Origin of the sequence: Flammeovirga sp. EKP202 (assembly GCF_014534745.1) — a bacterium.
Classification (GTDB): domain Bacteria; phylum Bacteroidota; class Bacteroidia; order Cytophagales; family Flammeovirgaceae; genus Flammeovirga.
Genome location: NZ_JACVVP010000005.1, coordinates 12,878 through 31,734, shown reverse-complemented (window position 1 = coordinate 31,734; position 18,857 = coordinate 12,878). Strand labels below are relative to the sequence as shown.

The 18,857-nt window shown below is 36.6% G+C and carries 8 protein-coding genes; 4 read left to right on the top strand and 4 right to left on the bottom strand.

The genetic code is table 11. The features are described 5' to 3' along the window. Nucleotides 1–325: 325 nt before the first annotated feature. Nucleotides 326–4,396 (top strand): two-component regulator propeller domain-containing protein, encoded by a 4,071-nt coding sequence (locus IC221_RS04150; protein WP_188167751.1) that lies wholly within the window; start codon nt 326–328, stop codon nt 4,394–4,396. A gap of 434 nt (nt 4,397–4,830) precedes the next feature. On the opposite strand, the gene ahpF is transcribed toward IC221_RS04150, so the two are convergent. From ahpF to IC221_RS04130, 4 genes are all read right to left on the bottom strand, one after another. Beyond that, nucleotides 4,831–6,405, bottom strand: a complete 1,575-nt coding sequence (gene ahpF, locus IC221_RS04145; protein WP_188167750.1) for an alkyl hydroperoxide reductase subunit F — start codon at nt 6,403–6,405, stop codon at nt 4,831–4,833. A 118-nt stretch (nt 6,406–6,523) separates the two neighbouring features. Then, complete coding sequence (locus tag IC221_RS04140; RefSeq protein WP_188167749.1) at nt 6,524–9,832, bottom strand: caspase family protein; 3,309 nt, start codon at nt 9,830–9,832, stop codon at nt 6,524–6,526. A gap of 226 nt (nt 9,833–10,058) precedes the next feature. Then, a complete protein-coding gene (locus tag IC221_RS04135; RefSeq protein WP_188167748.1) occupies nt 10,059–11,318 on the bottom strand; it encodes an isoprenylcysteine carboxylmethyltransferase family protein in 1,260 nt (419 codons plus the stop codon). Next, nucleotides 11,299–12,186 (bottom strand): hypothetical protein, encoded by an 888-nt coding sequence (locus tag IC221_RS04130; RefSeq protein WP_188167747.1) that lies wholly within the window; start codon nt 12,184–12,186, stop codon nt 11,299–11,301. Before IC221_RS04130 ends, IC221_RS04135 begins: the two co-directional genes overlap by 20 nt. Before the next feature lie 378 nt (nt 12,187–12,564). Here IC221_RS04130 and IC221_RS04125 point away from each other — a divergent pair, with 378 nt between their 5' ends. Genes IC221_RS04125 through IC221_RS04115 form a run of 3 tightly spaced genes read left to right on the top strand, consistent with a single transcriptional unit; the run spans nt 12,565 to nt 18,823 of the window. Beyond that, nucleotides 12,565–15,525, top strand: coding sequence for a TonB-dependent receptor (locus IC221_RS04125; protein ID WP_188167746.1), 2,961 nt, complete (start codon nt 12,565–12,567; stop codon nt 15,523–15,525). 18 nt (nt 15,526–15,543) lie between these two features. Next, complete coding sequence (locus IC221_RS04120; RefSeq protein ID WP_188167745.1) at nt 15,544–17,028, top strand: RagB/SusD family nutrient uptake outer membrane protein; 1,485 nt, start codon at nt 15,544–15,546, stop codon at nt 17,026–17,028. A gap of 19 nt (nt 17,029–17,047) precedes the next feature. Beyond that, nucleotides 17,048–18,823 (top strand): SusE domain-containing protein, encoded by a 1,776-nt coding sequence (locus IC221_RS04115; protein WP_188167744.1) that lies wholly within the window; start codon nt 17,048–17,050, stop codon nt 18,821–18,823. Nucleotides 18,824–18,857 lie beyond the last annotated feature (34 nt).

Below are 18,857 nucleotides of genomic sequence, written 5' to 3'. Positions count from 1 at the left end.
TGGTTCATTGCTGTTATACCAAAACTCCATCATTTGGACCTTTATATAGTAACTATACCAAAACTCCGTAATAGGTAAGGAGTTTTAGTATAGTTAAGAGTTGAAGATTGAAATACCAACTTAACCGTAATAATCGATGAAATAGAAAAGGTTCCACGTGGAATCATTTGGAAAGTGAGCATTTTCTAATGATAAATTGATGTTCATCATTGCTGAATCTTAATTTCTCACACTCGACAAATAATAAATTCCATTCGTCTTTTTTTTGTATTTTGCAGTTTTAGATTGAAGAAATCTACTACCTGCTGAAATGAATTAAATCTTTATGACCTATTTTTTAAATAAAATATCTGTTGTCCTCTTATTATTATTCTTTTGTATTACTACCCTTGTAGGTGCTACCCCTATTAAGCTGCCCAATTTTTCTGGTGCAGTGACTGGTATTATACAAGATAAAGAAGGATATATATGGTTTGCCTCTTGGGATGGACTATATAAATACGACGGGTATGAAATCACGGTATTTGGAGAAAGAGATTATCAACCGTTATTAGATAAAAAGATTTCGGTGATCATGGAACATTCCAATGGTCAGATCTGGATTGGTACAGACAATAATGGCATTTTCATTTTTGATAAAAAGACAGACTCTTTTGAGCACCTTACTCAAAAATCTGAATCAGCAAGAACATTGAATATTCAAAGAATTACTTCTTTTTCTGAAGATGAAAACGGTAATGTATGGATAGGTACGCAGGGCAATGGTCTTGCTTTTTATAATTGGAATGAAAAGATATTTAAATCTTATACGCAAAGAGAACTAGGAGACCTTTTTGACCGTCAATTGTTTCAAGATTTGGTGATCTCAGTACACTTTGATCCTAATGGATATGTTTGGTTTGGGACCATGCAAGGGTTGGGCTGTTTTAATGTGAAAACAGAAGAGGTCGCTTTATTGATCGGTGATGCTTTTCATGGGGTGTACAGTATCTATCAGACCGATCAAAATGAAATTTGGTGTTCCAATACACAAGGAGTTTTTACAGCAGCATTTGAGCAGAAGCAGTTAAAAGGAAAAGTGGTCAAAGCATTGATCAATAACAATAAGTCTTACCTCCAGCCCTCTCCTTCCAAAGATGGAAAACTTTGGTTTATGACGGCCAATAATGTGTATACTATTGACCTGAAAACAAAGGAAATTGAATTAAATCAGGAGTATACAGGAAAGAGTGGTTTCTCTGCCATTTTTGAAGATCGGGCAGGTGTACTTTGGGTAGGAACTCACTTTGGGGCCTACACATTGGATCTTTATAAGAAACCTATTCGTCACCTTTTACCAAAGACAATTGATCCGGTAGTGGCGGTTGAAGAGTATAAAGGTAAAGTATGGTTAGGTACAATCAACGGTAAATTATATTACGAGGCTTCGCACAATAGTGATGGTTCAGGAAACTATGTACAGCACGAGTATCGTTTTGAGCAAATAACAGGTATAGTCAGCGAAGCCAATAATACGTGGGTTAGTACTGCAGGAAAAGGTGTTTATCGATTAAATGCAGCAACGGCGGCTATTGAAGAAATATATAAGGTCAGCGACAAAATTACGAATCCTTATGTGATGTCGGTGACCAAAAGTGAATATGATGGTAGTCTTTGGGTAGGCTTTTGGGATGCAGGTTTGGCGTATTATAATTCATCTACAGATCAGTTTGTGTCTATGACCAAAGGAAAAGGCCGTGTGCTGTTAAACGTACCAATCATCAAAATCTACCCAGTTAGCAAAACTGAAATTTGGTTAGGAAGTAGAGGGCAAGGTTTGTGGAAAGTGGTCTATGACAAGAATTTTACAATCACTAAGATTGAACAATTTAATGTCCAAACCCCAACGATGAATACTTCATTGGTCTCGGATATTGTAGAAAAGGACAATCAGACGTTATTGGTAGCGACTGAAAATGGCCTTTTTGAATTTATAAAAGATAGAAATCATTTTTCTCAGAAGGGCATTCCTCACAAGCTATTAAAAGCGACAATCAGTAGTATTTTAAAGACTCCTGATAATAAAATATGGGGTACAACCATCAATAATACGTTTGAGTGGAAGGATGATAAATATTTCACTTATACTACAGAAGATGGTTTGTTAAATGAACGATTTTATAATAAATCGAGGAAACTGACTTCCAAAGGTAATGTGTTGTTTGGTGGAGAAAAAGGGGTTGATCTGCTTCAAATACCCGCTTTCAAAGATAACCCGTATCAAGTGAAACCTGTCATCGCAAAGTTTTATTTGAATGGAAAAGAAGTACACCCCAATGAAAAGGTAGATTCTAAAGTAGTATTAAAAGATGTGATTCAAAATATCGGTGAGATCAATTTGAACCACGATCAGAATACCTTCTCCTTTTACCTTTCCACTTTGAATTATACAAAAGGAGATAAAAAAGTATTCCGTTATAAGATGGAAAACTTGGATAAGGACTGGATTGAGACTACGGGAGATAAGCATATCATCTCTTACAACGGTTTAATGCCAGGAAGTTATACATTGAAGGTAAAAGCAGCCAATGTTGATGGAGAGTGGGGAGAAGAAGTGAAAACATTAGAGATCAATATTATTCCGATATGGTACAGATCATTAGCCGCCTATATCATCTATGCTTTGGCACTTGTGGGAATTATGGCCTATGTAATGGTTTGGTGGAGAAGAAAAGTACATTCGGCCAATGAAGAGAAATATGAGCACCTCAAAATGCGTGATGAAAAAATTGAGTACGAAAGGAAAGTGAATTTCTTTACCAATCTATCACACGAATTAAGAACACCTTTAACGTTGGTATTAGGCCCTATTGAGCAAATTGCAAAAAACAGTACCGTAGCTACTGAGATGCAAGAACCTTTGGGCATTGCTTATCGAAATGCTCAGAGACTTTTGAGACTGACAGATCAATTAATGTTTTTGACCAAAAGCCAACACGGTCAGATGCGTTTAAATGTGAAAAAAGAAACAACAGATGCCATCATTAAAGATGCTACGGATGCGTTTAAACATGTGGCAAAGAAGAAAAAAGTCAACTATACGATCAATTTCCTTCCTGAACTCCAAGAGGCTGTTTACATCGATAAAGTGATGTTGGAAGCGGTGTTGTACAATATTCTTTCGAATGCATTCAAATACAACGTAGCTAATGGAGGTGTTTGGGTTACTGTCTCTACCGTTGAGTTTGGAGAAGTACAACCAAAGTTTGTGAATTATAAAGGGAATTTACCTCAGAAGTATTCACGAAACTATTTATCCATTGAAGTAAAAGATTCCGGAATTGGGATCAACAAGGAGGACTTGGAGATTATTTTTGACCGATTCTATCAGGTAAAAACCAATAATGATGTAGGGTCGGGTATTGGTTTGGCATTTGCAAAGTCGATCATCGAAGCGATGAAAGGGATGATTTATGTAGAAAGTGAGCCTTCATTAGGTTCAAAATTCACTTTAATTATACCTTCAGATGATGATTTCTTTTCGATGGAAGATAAAGAAAATGAGTCTTCAGAACTTGTACCAAAATTGTTGTATTCGAATACAGAAAAGCTTCAGTTTGATAGTAAATCTTCTGTAGAGGATACGAAAACAAAAGTAGAGAAGGAGGAGCTGATTTTGATTGTAGAGAAGTCGGAGGAGATCAGAGAATACATAGCGAGCATCTTAGAGAAAGACTACAAGATTATGTATGCCGAAAATGGTTTGGATGCTTATGAGAAAGTATTGAAATACTACCCTTCGCTGGTGATTGCTGAGATTTATTTGGAAGGGATGAGTGGTCTTCATTTAGCCGAAAAGATTAAATCAGGAGAGAAAACGAAACATACACCACTGATTCTTCTTTCTTCCAATCCTGATACACAAGAGCGTATTAAGGCGTTGGAAGCAGGGTCAGATTCCTTTATCGCGAAGCCTTTCTCTCCAAAACACATGGAAGTAAGGGTAAATCAGCTGTTAAAAATGAGATCCAACATTTTGGATATTGATAAAGGAGAGCAAAAAACAAAGAAGAAGAAAAAACAGGTTACCGAAGTTTCCTTTGAAGATCAAGCTAGAAAAATCATAGAGCGTAATATTTCCGAGGCGGAATTTTCAGTGCCCGAATTAGCGAAAGAAATGGATATGAGTAATATTCAATTCTATAGAAAAATGAAAGCGGAAACGGGAATGCCACCTGTCGAATTTGTCCGAAATATACGTCTTCAAAAAGCATTGGAGCTACTTAAAACAAGTGAGCTTAATATTTCTGAAATTGCGTATGAGGTAGGATTTAACGACCCTCAGTATTTTAGAAAATCATTTAAGAAACAATTCGGGCAGACACCAACACAGTATAGAAAGCCCATAAAAAGTTAAGGACTTGATGGTATTTAGAAATCAGAAGATTTCTGTTGATCTATAGGATGTGAATGTAGCTATCATTTAACATTCGCACCTGTAGGTCAGTATTTTTTTAAGCAGACTAGATTTTTATGAAAAATAAGCTGAAAAAATATTCAATACTCTTATTCCTATTTAGTTTCAGCATTATAACAATCCTTGTTCTTTTTTTTCTTGCATATATCATTATGCATGATAAAGCCATTGGATATTAAATAGGATTATTGAAGCTAATTGTAGGTCAATGTTTCAATTTCTAGAATGATTGTTCCTTTTAAAGTTTGGTTTACTGTATATTTTAATGACAAAAGGCCAGCCTGAATTCACAGACTAGCCTTGTTAAGTTTGTCAAAACACTGTATGTGTTTACAGCATTTTGGAAAGTAGAGAGAGTTAGCGACTATATATTTTTAAACTTCAGCAGGAGCCTCCGTTAATTTGTTCTTGATTTTGTCTTCGAATGCAGAAAGTGCAGCTTTTGAACCTTCGCCCATCGCAATGACAATTTGCTTGTAAGGAACGATAGAAACATCACCCGCAGCATAGACACCTGCAACTGAAGTACGGTTATGAGCATCAATCTCGATTTCACCCATACGGTTTGTTTTTACAATATCCTTGAAAGAGTCACTGTTGGCTTTTAGACCAATTTGTACGAACACACCATCAGTAGTGATCGATTGTACATTGCCCGTTTCTCTATCGTTATATTGGATAGCTGTCACTTTGCTTCCGTCACCGTCTACACTTAGTGTTTCCGCATTAGTTACAACTGATACATTAGGCAGATTGTTTACTTTATCTTGTAATACCTGATCACCTTTTAGTGTGTCCATGTATTCTAAAACAGTTACTTCAGAAGCGATAGCAGCCAAGTCAATTGCAGCCTCTAAACCAGAGTTACCACCACCTACTACAACTACTTTTTTGCTTTTGAAATAAGGAGCATCACAGTGTGTACAGAAAGCTACACCAGAACCGATGTATTCTGTTTCACCAGGAACACCTAATTTTCTCCAGCTAGCACCTGTTGCCACGATTAAGGCAGGAGCTACGAATTTCTCACCCATTGAAGTAGTGATTTTCTTGTAACCGTCTACTACTTCTACCTCTTCCACCATACGGTTTTCTAAGATATCGATAGGATAATCTTTCAAGTGACTGTACAAGTTAGCTGTCAACTCAGCACCTGTCGTTTTTGTAATTGAGATCATGTTCTCGATACCTACAGTTTCTTTTACTTGACCACCAATCACACCGGCAATTACCGCTACTTTAAACCCTTTACGAGCAGAGTAAACTGCTGAAGAAACACCTGCAGGGCCACCACCTACTACAATAACGTCATATTCTTTTTCTACCGCAGTAGAAGCATCAAAGCTAGTGCCTGCAATACCTTCTATTTTACCTAATAACTCACCCAATGAAGCTCTACCAACGTGAAGCTGTTCACCGTTTGCCAATACCGTTGGTACCGCCTGAATACCTAGGCTTTCTACTTCTTCCTTGTTGATACCACCATCCACAATATGATGCTCAATATTTGGGTTGTAAATCGCCATTACGTTTAAGGCTTGTACTACCTCTGGGCAGTTGGTACAAGTCAATGAAATGTAGCTTTTCACCACTACTTTTTCATTAATACCTTTGATTTTAGCTGTAACCCCTTCATCCGGCAAGTTTTTACCAATACCCTCCATATTCAGAACAGCCATCAATAATGTAGTGAACTCATGTCCTGTAGGTACAGCTCTAAAAATGATATTATTAGCTGTTTCTCCGTTTTTACTAATTGTAAAAGAAAGACCTTCACCCTCTTTTACTTCTAAGGAAACTTTATCTGAACAAGAAGCTACATCTTCCAGTAAATCTAAAAGTGATTGTTTGCTAGAATGATTAGCTGCCACTTCTACATTGAAAGTATATTTGTTGTTTAGATTATTGAAAAGTCCTACTACTTGGTTTTTTAATGCTTGTTCTAACATGGATTATTTGGTTTTTATATTTTTATGTCCTTTTATCATTGTTGATGGAACAAATGTAAGACGACTTTTAGGATAAGTAAAATTGATTGTTCCTATGTTGGTATAAATAAATCTTATGCTACCAAACCTTCCAGTTATTCTCTAGTGTTTCATTACGGCTTGTAGGCTGTTGTAGGCCATTCGTGATGTCTTTCACTTGTTGACTGACAGCTTCTCTCAGTTCAGAAACGGTGATACTCTCTTTTTCCATCATTTGGTGAAGAATACAATAGGTAAACACACCATTTTTAAGATCTCCCCTTTCTTGTGCAAACTGAGTACCTGCCGCCGCTGAAATGACTGTGGTTCCTGTCGATCGGTCGATACTATTGAAAAGCTCTTTCATCAATTCGAAGCTGTTTTTTAGTCCGATCTTCGTTGTTTTATTTTCCACAAGGATCAATCCCTTAAGCCCTTCTTTCTCACTTTGAATACGACTGATTGATGCTACTTCCTCTTTATCCACTTCACCACTATGACAGGCATCGATTAATAAAAGTTTTTTTCGGGAAGGAATGCCATCCAACAAGTATTCTAAGTCATCGTAGGGTAAACCATTTTCTTGGGGCTGATCAAAATTTACATTATAAGTGGCCAAATAATAATCAAGGTCTTCAGAAAGTAACCCATGTCCTGAGAAGCTGATCACCACTTTATCATCGACAGATGTATTTTGTAAACGGGACTTGAGCTGACGAATATTTTGAGTAGTTACATTTTCATCAAATAAAGTATCAATGACAATACGATCTCCATATTTTACTTTCAATTGTCGTGTGAGATCCCTGATGTCTTTGACTGAATATTGGAGATCGTGCCCTTCTTGACGGTATTGATCCACTCCAATTCCTACAAAAAACAATTTCTCTTCTCTGAGTTTTGAAGGTGTATAGTTGACTTTCAGCGGTAAACGATAACTTTCGATTCCATTAGTATTAAAAACAGAAACCTCTATCTTATTCATGCCTTTTGATAGGGAAATATTGATATTTTTCTCTAAAGTATTCGTTTGTTTCTTTTTTATCGAAACACCTTTTTCTCCAAAAACAGGCACTTCATTGACCCAAATGTTATAACGATCCAAGAGGTAAAGGCTATCTAATGCCTTAATATGTAATTTTAATTTACCTTGCGTTTGTTCGTAAGCAATGCTACTTCGGTTTTCAATATCACACTCAGGAATGGAAAAACCCGTATCAAATCTGCTGGTATCAATTTCTAGTTTTTTGATCCTTTTTTCCCATGCTTTTTGATAAGCCTTAATCATAGTGGTATCTACACTACCCGAAATCTGATTTAGCACTGCCAATACTTTATCCGGTCGGTTGTACTTTACATCCAACTGTTCAAAACCTACTGTCTGTAACCCTTTCTTATAATAGAGTTTTTGGGCAGAGGCTTTTGTGGCTAAATAATAGCCATTGGGAAGCAACCATATGGGGTACTTTTGGTTGAAAGTAAATTGTTTGATCAAAGGAAGGCCAGTTTTGAGATCCCAAAAAATAGTACTTCCATCAAAAGAAGAAGAAACCATATAATGAGTGTCTGGAATAAATTGGATGGAAGAAATGTAGTCTTTATGTTCAGTCAACTGATACAATAGTTGATTGGTAGATGCGTCATAAACGTTCAATATATCTTTATCTAGATCATTAACTACTTTGTAATGAGCATTGATAATTTCTACTTTTTTTTCTTTTAAAGCAGGCCATTTCAGCGAGAGTATTTCCTTTTGTTTCGAAATCTCCCATAACAGTTGTTGCTCATTGTCAAATACAAAAAGGAGTTGGGTATTTTCTTTTAAAAACTGAGCATGTTTTACTTCTAAAATAACGTCTGAAATTGTGCTAAGTGTTTCTCCAGTTTTTGCATCCCATACTCTTATCGTTTGATCTTTTGAAGCCGTAAGGACCATTTTTTGATCTTCACTTAATGCCTTAAAATAGACAGTGTCAGTATGCCCCACAAGATCCATATAAGAGGTCATCCAACCATTTTCATCTTCTTGATTGAGGTGGACTATTTTTCGGTCTTTATAGTCTACTTCTACCAAATCAAATGCCGTTTGATGGTAATTGCGGTTATACTGCCTTTCTTGAATATATACCAATTTTCCTGTTTCAGTATCCCATATCCATTGAGAATCTTGATTCACTATTTCAGCTCCCATATCACTGCCCGTATCAATGGCTCTTTGATCGGAATAGGTAGACAAATACTTCCCATTCGGAGAAAACTGAGAACCGAAAGCATATTCTGTCCCTAAGACCTGTTTTAATTCCCCATTACTTAAATCAAAAAGGGTAGAGGAGTAGGAATGTGTAATATTGGAGAGGTATTTTTTATTGGGGCTGACCGCACAAGACATCAATTCATCCACACTTGAAAAAAAGGCATTGATATACTGACCGTTTTGAGCGTTAAATAAAAGAAAGCCATTGTTAGAACCAATTTCAGCTACATAGTCATTAATGGAGGCGCAGTCTATAATACACAAATACTTATGATCCGGACTGATTTGATAACCACATACACCATGATGAAACCCACCAATCTGATACAACTCTTTTTGATCACTCAAGCGGAATGCGACTACTGTATCATCATTTAAATGAAGGGAGGTCGTTTCTCCTTTTTCATTTTGACTGAAACTGAGAATGTCGGATTGAAAAAAAGAGATAGGTTCACTTGTTTTCTTTTTCTGATTGAAAATTTTAGAACTATCATTTTCAAAGTTTACCCCCCAATAGGTGTCGTTTTCATCAAAGACTAGATCTTCAATTGCAGTAGAAAAGGAATAGCGTTGTAACAGTGCACCATCCGATTTCTGATGAAAAGCGACATTAAACTTTCCCGTTTTTACTACAAAATAATCTGAATCTTCTAATAGCTGAAAAGATTGACGTTCTGTTGTCGTTTCAATCTGATATTTTACTTCTAAAGTGTTGATATCGTTAACTTGATAATGAGAAGTCTGAATCATAATTGATTCGTTATCTACAAACCCAACAAAATACCCTTTCAATTCACCCTTTTTCGTTAAGGTTGCAGTGTCCCAAATTTGAGTGATTCCATAGTAGTAGGAATAAGTGACGATCCATTTTCCATTAGGAGAAAACAGCGCTTTTTTTCCGCTTAGTTCTTTCACTAGTTTCCCCTTTTCAATATCCCATAAATGTATCTTGTAGTTTTTTTGATTGAGCGTCATGACAAAAGTACCCAAAGAGGAAGAGTGGTAATCCTGAAAACGATACTGTTGCTCATCAATTTTTTTGACAAAACGCCCAGTATACGTTTCCCAAAGTAGCGTACCATCATAAGCCGTAGAGATAATGTATTGACTATCGTCCGTAAAGGTTGTGTAGGTAATCGGCGATTTATGCCCCATAGGTAGACCCAATTCTAATTGTTGAGCAAACAACGGGAGAATAGTGATGTAGCAAAAAATGAAAGTAAAAAAGTGAAAGAGTCGTTGTTTTATCATTGGATAGTAAAATGTAATAAGAGGATCTATTGATATTCTTTCATAAATCCGATAAGGGACTTATGCGTAACTTTTCTAAGGAAGAGAACAAAGATCTAAATTATTTAGTTTAATCGAGTTGAAGAATACTTTAATCCTTCTTTTTTATCTCGCATTCTTCATCTCTATCAAAAACCATGGTATCAATAATGGCTTGTAAAAGATAACTCACTGGGAAAAAACGCATAAACCATCCTAGAGAGGCATACCCCAAATGAATATGTTCTAATGCTTGTCCTATGGCATTTACGCCATTTTCAACATTGCCATTGCTGTCTACATAAGTAACTTTTGTAAGCGGTTGTCCGGGATAAGTACTAGCAGACTTGATCTCTAAATTAATACAGTTTTTATTTTGAAACCATAATTCTACCTGAGAACATTGATGACAATTTCTATCAAAATAGATAACTCCCCTAGGAATAGAAGAGGGAACCCAAAGAAAATACCATTTTGGGACTTCTTTTATATAGTTGGACCAAGCGGAGCCAAATCGTTGTTCCATGTCATCGTATTCTTGAAATTCTGAAACACCCACTACATAAGCGATAGAGACGATACATCCTATCAGAAAAATAGGACTTTGATGATAATACGCTAATGGTAAAAATATCAATGTCATTGACCACTGAATGGGATTTCTGCAATAAGCATAGACGCCGTTTCTAACGAGTTGCTTTGTGGGATCATAGGGAAATGGAGTGCCATGACCTTTGGTGACTAAATCTTGTACCGCCATAAAGGCGGGAAAAGCAATAATGAATAGAATTTGAAATTGTATCGATGACCAATGGTAAGAGGGATAAGGCAAGAGTTGGTACATGTAAAGTAAGAAAGGGAGAATAATAAAGATCTTGAAGGTGACGATCAAAACTTGAAATACTGCTCTTATTCCGTTCCATTTTTGATGGTAATAGATGTATGACCAAAAATAGGCAGGGAAGAAAACTAAGACCATCATTATGATTTCCCCAAAAATCCAGTGCTTTTGTAGTTTTAAAATCCCATACTTTTCTAACTCCGGCATAAGTAATAAATCCATCCAAAGAATAACGAGGGAGATGAATTTAAAATCATTTTTCTTTAGAAACAGTGGAGGAATGATACCCCACAATACTGTCCAGATAAAGTAGAGGTCATAAGGCATTTTGATTTCATTTTCATCAACAAAATTCCAGAAGCCTTGTTCTACTAAAAGATAATTTACCAAGGGCAGGGTAGTACCAACATAAATAAAACTATTAAAAATAGCCCAATTACGTTTTACTTCCTGTTTCTTTTTTAATGCGAGCCAACCCAAGAAAAGAAACGTGATGACAATTGAGATGGATCTAATGATTGCTATTTCCATTAAAATAAGAATGGATTAAATGTTCATTCATCACATTGACTACTATTTCCTCCATAGGTCCAAAATACCATTGAGGCCCTAAATCACAAGTATAATTAGAAGTCCATGTTACAATGCTTTGGTCACCTTGATGTTCAATTTCTACTTTCACTTTTTGCCAAGTCAACCAGTGATTGATATGCGTATCATCTGCAATGATGTCAAATGTCACTGAATGTTGTGAAACAGTATCAATGACCAAACTTAAAGTTCCTATCCCTTTTGTTTTTGAGAGAAATTGAATGTGCCTTTGATCACCAACATCTAAACCGTTACCCGTAATTTTTTGTGGTGTGGGGAAACCCAATTTAAAAATGGAAGGGTAATCTCTTAAAAAATTAGGTTGCTGTTGAAGTTGTGAAAGTGAGGCTTGATGAGGAATTAATTTTGACGTACTCACCGAATATACTTTTGGTGTAGACAGGTATTGATTCGGTTGAAAAAGAACAAGAATTAGAGGTATTACCGCTAAAGTATACGCCTTATTTTTTTTACGTTTATTGATTTGAGAGATGATAAAAATGATCAGAAATGATACCCCATAAAAAATAGGTGCCGAAATAATAATACAAATCGTTCCTTCTCCAAATAATATTGAAGCCATCAAAAGAAATAAAGTGATGACCTGAAAGGCAACCCCATAGGCAGTTTTAGGAGTTTTGGAATATTGAATAACCATCAAAGTGATCAGTGTTGGTATACCAATAAATAAAAGCGTAGTCTGCTCAATATGATTGTGATTGATAAATTTCAGTACAACGCTTGTTATCACTAAAATTCCAGTGATAATGAAGAGTCTTTTTTTTGCTTTTTGAGAGGTAGTGTTCATAAGTAATGTAGTCCAGAAGTTGATTCTAATCTAAAGTAAATACAAATAAAAGCAAGAACAAGAATTAATGCTATTGAAGATCTTTTTCCATTAGACCTAAAAACACTAGAATGACCTCAATATTGTAAATAAATACAAAAAAGTAGTGTTATCTATTTTATAAATGATCTACTCATTTTGCTTTTGAGTCTTGTGTTAAGTTTCATATAATCAAGTTTTTAGTGTTAAATAGGATCTACTATTTTACTACTAAGTGTATGAGATACATTTTTTAACTATCAACTTTGTATTGTTCGATAAGCTTCAGCTGACTATGTAATACATTACAGTTTATCGAATCATGAAATGAAATTTTTATCTGTTTATTTTGACTTAGAAATGACAAAATTTTTAACTGCTTATTTTTTGGAGAAAAGTAGTATACTCTTACTATTATTCTCTCTGCTACTCTTCGGAGTGACCGATGCGTCAGCACAAAATACTATTAATGGAAAAGTCACTGATCAAAATGGTGATGGTATACCAGGAGTAACAATCCTGATCAAGAATACATCTACTGGAACAACAACAGATTTTGGAGGTGAATTTAGAATTTCAAAAGTGAAACCTGAGGACATTTTAGTCTTTAGCTATATTGGTATGGTTACCGAAGAAGTTACAGTAGGGAGCCAAAGTGTCATCAATATCACGCTAAAAGAAGATATGGTCCGTTTAGATGAATTAGTAGTCATCGGTTATGGTACACAAAACAAAAAAGATGTAACAGGTTCTGTAAGTGTGGTGGGAAGTGAAGAAATGGAATCACGCCCTAATACACAAGTAGGTTCTCTGATTCAGGGTAAAGTAGCAGGTGTGCAAGTACAAGCTTCCTCTGGAAAACCTTCACAAGGTATTTCAATGCGTATTCGTGGTACAAACTCTATCAATGCAGGTTCTGAGCCGTTGTATGTAGTGGATGGCGTACCCACCACTGACACAAGATCTTTAAGCCCATCAGACATTGAAAGTGTTTCTGTATTGAAAGATGCGTCTGCTGCAGCTATTTATGGAGCACAAGGTGCTAATGGCGTTGTGCTGATCACGACCAAAAAAGGTACTTCTACTAAACCAACAGTATCATTAGATGTTTATGGAGGTGTCAATGAAGTTTGGAGAACTCAAGAAGTATTAAATGGGGAGCAATACCGTGATCTGATGACTGAAATGGGATACAATACCGATTGGGAGTTGTATCAAGAAAATACAGACTGGCAAAATGAGGTATTCCAAACAGGTTATACTCAAAACTATCAACTTGCTGTTTCTGGAAAAGCGGATAGAACAAATTATTATATCTCTGGGGGGTATACTTCTTCTCAAGGAGCTGTAAGAAGTGCAGAGATGAACAGAGCCAACTTCAAAATCAATTTGGACCAAGAAGTGAATGATTGGTTAAAAATAGGTACTAGAGTTTCGTATGTAGACTATAATGATGTGGATGTGAATGATAACAATGCCATAAACCAAGGTGGTGTTATCTTGGGTGTGTTAACTACTCCCGCAGTCATTGGTATTTATAATGAAGATGGAACATTTACTTCTAATCCTTTCCAAGATTGGGAAAACCCAATTTCTAGTACAGATGCTTCACAAAGAGGGTACAACAACAAAAGACTTTTAGGTAATCTTTATGCAGAGGTGACTTTCCTCAAGGATTTCAAATTCAAGACTAATTTTGGTATTGATAACAATACTGATAAGTTCAAATCGTTCCTAGACCCTTTCCAAACGTCTTATGGTAGAGCATTAAACGGACAGTCTATTGTATCACAAAACAATAATACCTACTTCATTTTAGACAATACTTTACAGTTTGACAAGCAGATCAACAAGCACAAAATTCAGGCGTTGGCGGGTGCTATCATTCAGAAATACCATTGGCAGAGTAGTCATATCGAAAGAAGAAATTTTGCATCAGATGTGATTCATACACCAAATGCAGGGTCAGAAATTGCTTCGGCAACGGCTACAGAATCACAAAAGACCAATGCATCATTTATTGGCCGTGTGAACTATGCCTTCAATAACAAATACTTACTTACGGCTAATATTCGTGTAGATGGGTCAAGTAAGTTTGGACCGAACAACTTATGGGGTGTCTTCCCTTCGTTCTCTGCTGGTTGGAGAATTTCTGAAGAGGAATTTTTGAAAAGTGTAGATGTGATCTCAGATTTAAAATTGAGAGCAGGTTACGGAATTGTTGGTAACGATCAAATTGGTAGCTCATTTAGAGGAACAGTAGGGAGTGGAGGAAATTACCCAATCGGAGGAATAGCGATGCCGGGGACTTACCCTGGTTCATTGGAAAATAAAAGTTTGAAATGGGAAGAGTCGGCACAAACCAACATTGGTTTTGATCTAGGTTTGTTACAAGACAGAATTGAGTTGACAGTAGATGCTTATATCAAAAAGACCTATGACCTTCTTTTGGATGCACCTTTACCTAGAACAACAGGCTTCACATCAGCAATTCAGAATGTGGGTGGTATAGAAAATAAAGGTATTGAATTTAATTTGAATACTGTAAATGTAGACAAAGCCGTTCGTTGGTCTTCTAATTTTAATATCTCATTCAACAGAAATAATGTAACAGACATTGTAGGGCAAGAAATGTATTTAGGTTCAATTGCTGGCAGGGGAGAAGCGATTCAAGTCAAAGAAGGACAGCCTCTTGGAATGCTTTATGGTTATGAATTTTTGGGAGTAGATCCTACTACTGGTAATGCTTATTATTTGGGTGGAGATGGTAATTCAACTTTCAACCCAACGGCAGATGATCGTAAGATTATTGGTAATGCAAACCCTGATTTCATTTATGGCTTTACAAATACCTTAAGTTGGAAAGGCCTGACATTGAATATTTTCTTCCAAGGAGCCCAAGGCAACGATATGTTGAATGCAACAAGAATCAATACAGAGGGAATGATTGATTCTAAATCACAATCTTCGGCAGTGTTAAGAAGATGGAAGCGCCCAGGTGACCAGACAGATATTCCTAGGTCTAGCCCAGGTAATACAGACAACTCTAGAATTTCGACTCGATTTGTGGAAGATGCTTCTTACCTAAGATTGAAAGCACTGACGTTAGGATATCATCTTCCGGAAAATGTAATCAAAAAATTAAGTATGAGTGCCTTTAAAGTTTATGTGACGGGTGAAAACTTATGGACATTGACTAATTATACTGGTTTTGATCCTGAAGTAAACCAAGGTGGAGGTTCAAATACAGTCATCGGTATTGATTATGGGACTTACCCACAGACGAGAAGTATCATTTTTGGTGCTAACATCACATTCTAATCCAAAGTCAAAGAAATCATGAAATTGAAAAAATATATCGTAGCGGCAGGAATTGCATTGGGTACTATGTCATGTAATGCATTCTTAGATGTTCAGCCTATTTCAGAGGAAACAACAGACAATGCCTACAATAAAGCTTCTCAAATTGAAAGTGCGTTAGTAGGTGTTTACGAAACATTTCAGTCTGCAGAGTACTATGTGTGGGACCATGTTATTTTTAGTGATATTCGTTCCGATAACGCCTACGCAGGAGGGGATAATCCAGAAGTATTTGAGGCCGACTTATTGACCATCACACCCATTAATTCCCGTTTGTTCAAAAATTGGTCTCAAATATATAATGGTATCTTAAAGGCCAATACTGTCATTGAAAAAGCAGAATTGGTGGATGATCCAAAGATGACAGAAGAACGAAAAGCGGAGATTAAAGGGGAAGCATTATTCCTTAGAGCTTATTATTATTTCACTTTAGTCAAATTACACGGTGGTGTGCCATTGATTCTTGAGCCTACAAAATCAACGCAGCCTGAAGATGTAAGAGTACCAAGAAATACGGTAGATGAAGTGTATCAACAGATCATTACTGATTTAACCGATGCGGCAAATTTTCTTCCAGATTTTTATACGGATGAAAATGGTAATGACTTAGGTGGTTCTACCAATAAAGCAAGAGCGACAGCAGGTGCAGCCAACGCATTATTGGCAAAGGTCTATGCTCAACACCACGAGTGGGACAATGCGTTAGTGGCAATTGATAAAGTAGAAAAATCAGCAGCAGCTTATACTTTACTATCCAACTATGCTCATCTTTTTGATGGAGAACATTATAATAACGCGGAATCAATTATTGAAGTGCAATACTTAGGAACAGATGAAGGAAACTTCGCTCCACAACTTTTGCTTCCTCCGTCAATATCAGGTGATTCTTGGAGAAAATTTGTCACGCCATCACAAGACCTCATCGCAGCTTATGACGCAGAAGGTGATGCGACAAGAAAAGGAGCATCGGTTCTTTTCGAAGAAGTAAATTGGGTAGATGAATATTGGGGAAATTCGACAGGTTCAAGCATTCCGTTTTCTTATAAATGGAAAAAAGCAATGGGCTGGGCCTCAACAGACAGACCTTACTTGATTCGTTTTGGAGATATTGTTTTACTAAAAGCGGAAGCCTTGAATGAAACAGGTCAGAGCGGTGCCGCAGTGATTGAGTTAAATAAAATCAGATCAAGAGCCAACTTAGAAGCAGTAAGCGGAGGTTTATCAAAAGAGGAGTTAAGAACTAAAATCCTTTTGGAAAGACGTTTGGAATTGGCACAAGAAGGACACCGTTGGGATGATTTAGTAAGACACAATATTGCGGTGAGTACAATGAACAATCTCGTGGAAATTGATCTTAGAACAGGTCAGGCAGTGGATTATAATATGACGGAAGCGAAAATGTTATTACCAATTCCTCAACAAGAGTTGGATCTTAATCCTGAATTAGAACAGAATCCATTATAGACGCTAAACTTTCAAGAAAATGAGTAAAAATACAATAGCAGTAGTACTTTCATTTCTGTTGGCTTTGGCTTTCGGGTGTACTACAAAATCGAATATGCAACCTGAAGGAAATTGGGATTTATCAGTTCCCACTTCCATCCTTCCTCAAGCAAATGCAACGATAGAATTAGATGAAATTTTCCCATCAGAGACCGTTGATTTTGAATGGGAAGCCGCTGTTAATACGGCAGATTATATTATTACTTACTCGGTGGTATTGGTCAGCGATACTTCTTCTTCTTATGATAACCCATTGTTGGAAGTAGAAGCAGATGAAAATGGGAGAGGCCTTACTGCAAGTGTTTCGTATCAAGAAATAGATGAGGCCTTAGCAAAAGGATGTTATGAGAAAGGTGTTGCTTCAACATTAAAATGGGGCATAAAAGCGAATTCTCTATCAAGAATATCTTATTCATCTTCACCGATTCAATTCAAACGTTTTTCTACTGATCCAATTCCTAATGAAATGTATTTGTTTGGGGCAGCCACTGAAGTTGGAAATGTAATGGCTGACGCGATCCCAATGAAGGCCTTTAAAGATGGGGACGGAAATACGACATTCTTTGAGACCATTACAGCACTGACAAAAGATGAGACTTTTGAGTTTGTTAGCGCACAAGAGGAGCCGGCATTGCATTATGGTGTGGAAGACAACAAGGTAAAGCTTTGTGGAGGTATGGTCACTGCTATAGAAAGTGGTATTTTCAGAGTAGCATTAGACCTTAAAAATGAAACTCTTTCATTAGAAAAAATCGATCATATCGGAATCGTAGGTACACCAATTGAAGGTGAATGGGGCGGTGATGTAGCCTTAGCTTATCAAGGAAATGGTTTATTCCAAGATACCGTTTCTTTACTGAAAGAAGGTGGTTTTGTATTAAGAATTGACGGAGATTGGGGACGTATGTATAAGCAATCACCTGGTACAACTAATTTACTTTATGAACCTTATGCAGATGCAGTAGGACTGTCAAAAGAAGACCTTCAGAATGCAAACATAGGCGATTACATTGTTTCATTTGACTTCCTAGGATCAGCCTATACTTACACTTTTGAAGAGATAGAATTAGACATTCCAACACCAGGACCAATCGAAGCTCCTGAAGCGTTATTCTTAATACCTGGCGATGGATCAGAAGTAGTTGAACTGATTAAAGATGGAAATGTGTTTACTGCACCACATTATTTTGCGTTGCAAGCTTCTGTCAACTACACACTAAACTCAGCTTCAGATGGGACCGGTACTGCGTATTCATTATTAGGTCAAATTGGAGAGACGGAAACTCCAGATGCTAATAATGTAAAAGGGGCTCCTTATTTTATAGAAGGAGAAGGTGAAATTACTGTAGCGAGAGATCAAGCTTACCAATTAAAGGTGGATTTTGACGCACCGAAAGTAGAGTGGCAGTATTACAACATTTTATTATTCCACTGGATGGATGGTACAGGTTGGGATGACCGTGAAGAAATACCTATGACTTACGAACATCCATATACTTTTAAAATTACAGACCAAAATCTTACAGGAGGACATGACTCAAAATTCAATTCTCCATGGGATGTAGAGTTTGGTGTTTCAGATGCGGCAGGGTCAACTGATGATGCAACGGCAATGTCTGGCAGTGCAACAAATAAAGCTTCAGTAGAAGAGGGTGTGAATGTGGCAAACTTCAAGTTTATAACTTCAGATGGGACGTATTCCATCACATTGGAAGTTGCTAAAGATTACAAAACAGCAGCTTACACAATTAACTAAACTATAGAGAGCATTCTTTGTTGATGAACTTGCG

Bases quoted from the DNA above. Each gene is read 5' to 3' on its own strand.
- IC221_RS04140 (WP_188167749.1), bottom strand. From the start codon at position 9,832: ATGGGGCATAAATCGCCGATTACCTACACAACCTTTACGGACGATAGT.
- IC221_RS04125 (WP_188167746.1), top strand. From the start codon at position 12,565: ATGACAAAATTTTTAACTGCTTATTTTTTGGAGAAAAGTAGTATACTC.
- IC221_RS04150 (WP_188167751.1), top strand. From the start codon at position 326: ATGACCTATTTTTTAAATAAAATATCTGTTGTCCTCTTATTATTATTC.
- IC221_RS04130 (WP_188167747.1), bottom strand. From the start codon at position 12,186: ATGAACACTACCTCTCAAAAAGCAAAAAAAAGACTCTTCATTATCACT.
- IC221_RS04135 (WP_188167748.1), bottom strand. From the start codon at position 11,318: ATGGAAATAGCAATCATTAGATCCATCTCAATTGTCATCACGTTTCTT.
- ahpF (WP_188167750.1), bottom strand. From the start codon at position 6,405: ATGTTAGAACAAGCATTAAAAAACCAAGTAGTAGGACTTTTCAATAAT.
- IC221_RS04120 (WP_188167745.1), top strand. From the start codon at position 15,544: ATGAAATTGAAAAAATATATCGTAGCGGCAGGAATTGCATTGGGTACT.
- IC221_RS04115 (WP_188167744.1), top strand. From the start codon at position 17,048: ATGAGTAAAAATACAATAGCAGTAGTACTTTCATTTCTGTTGGCTTTG.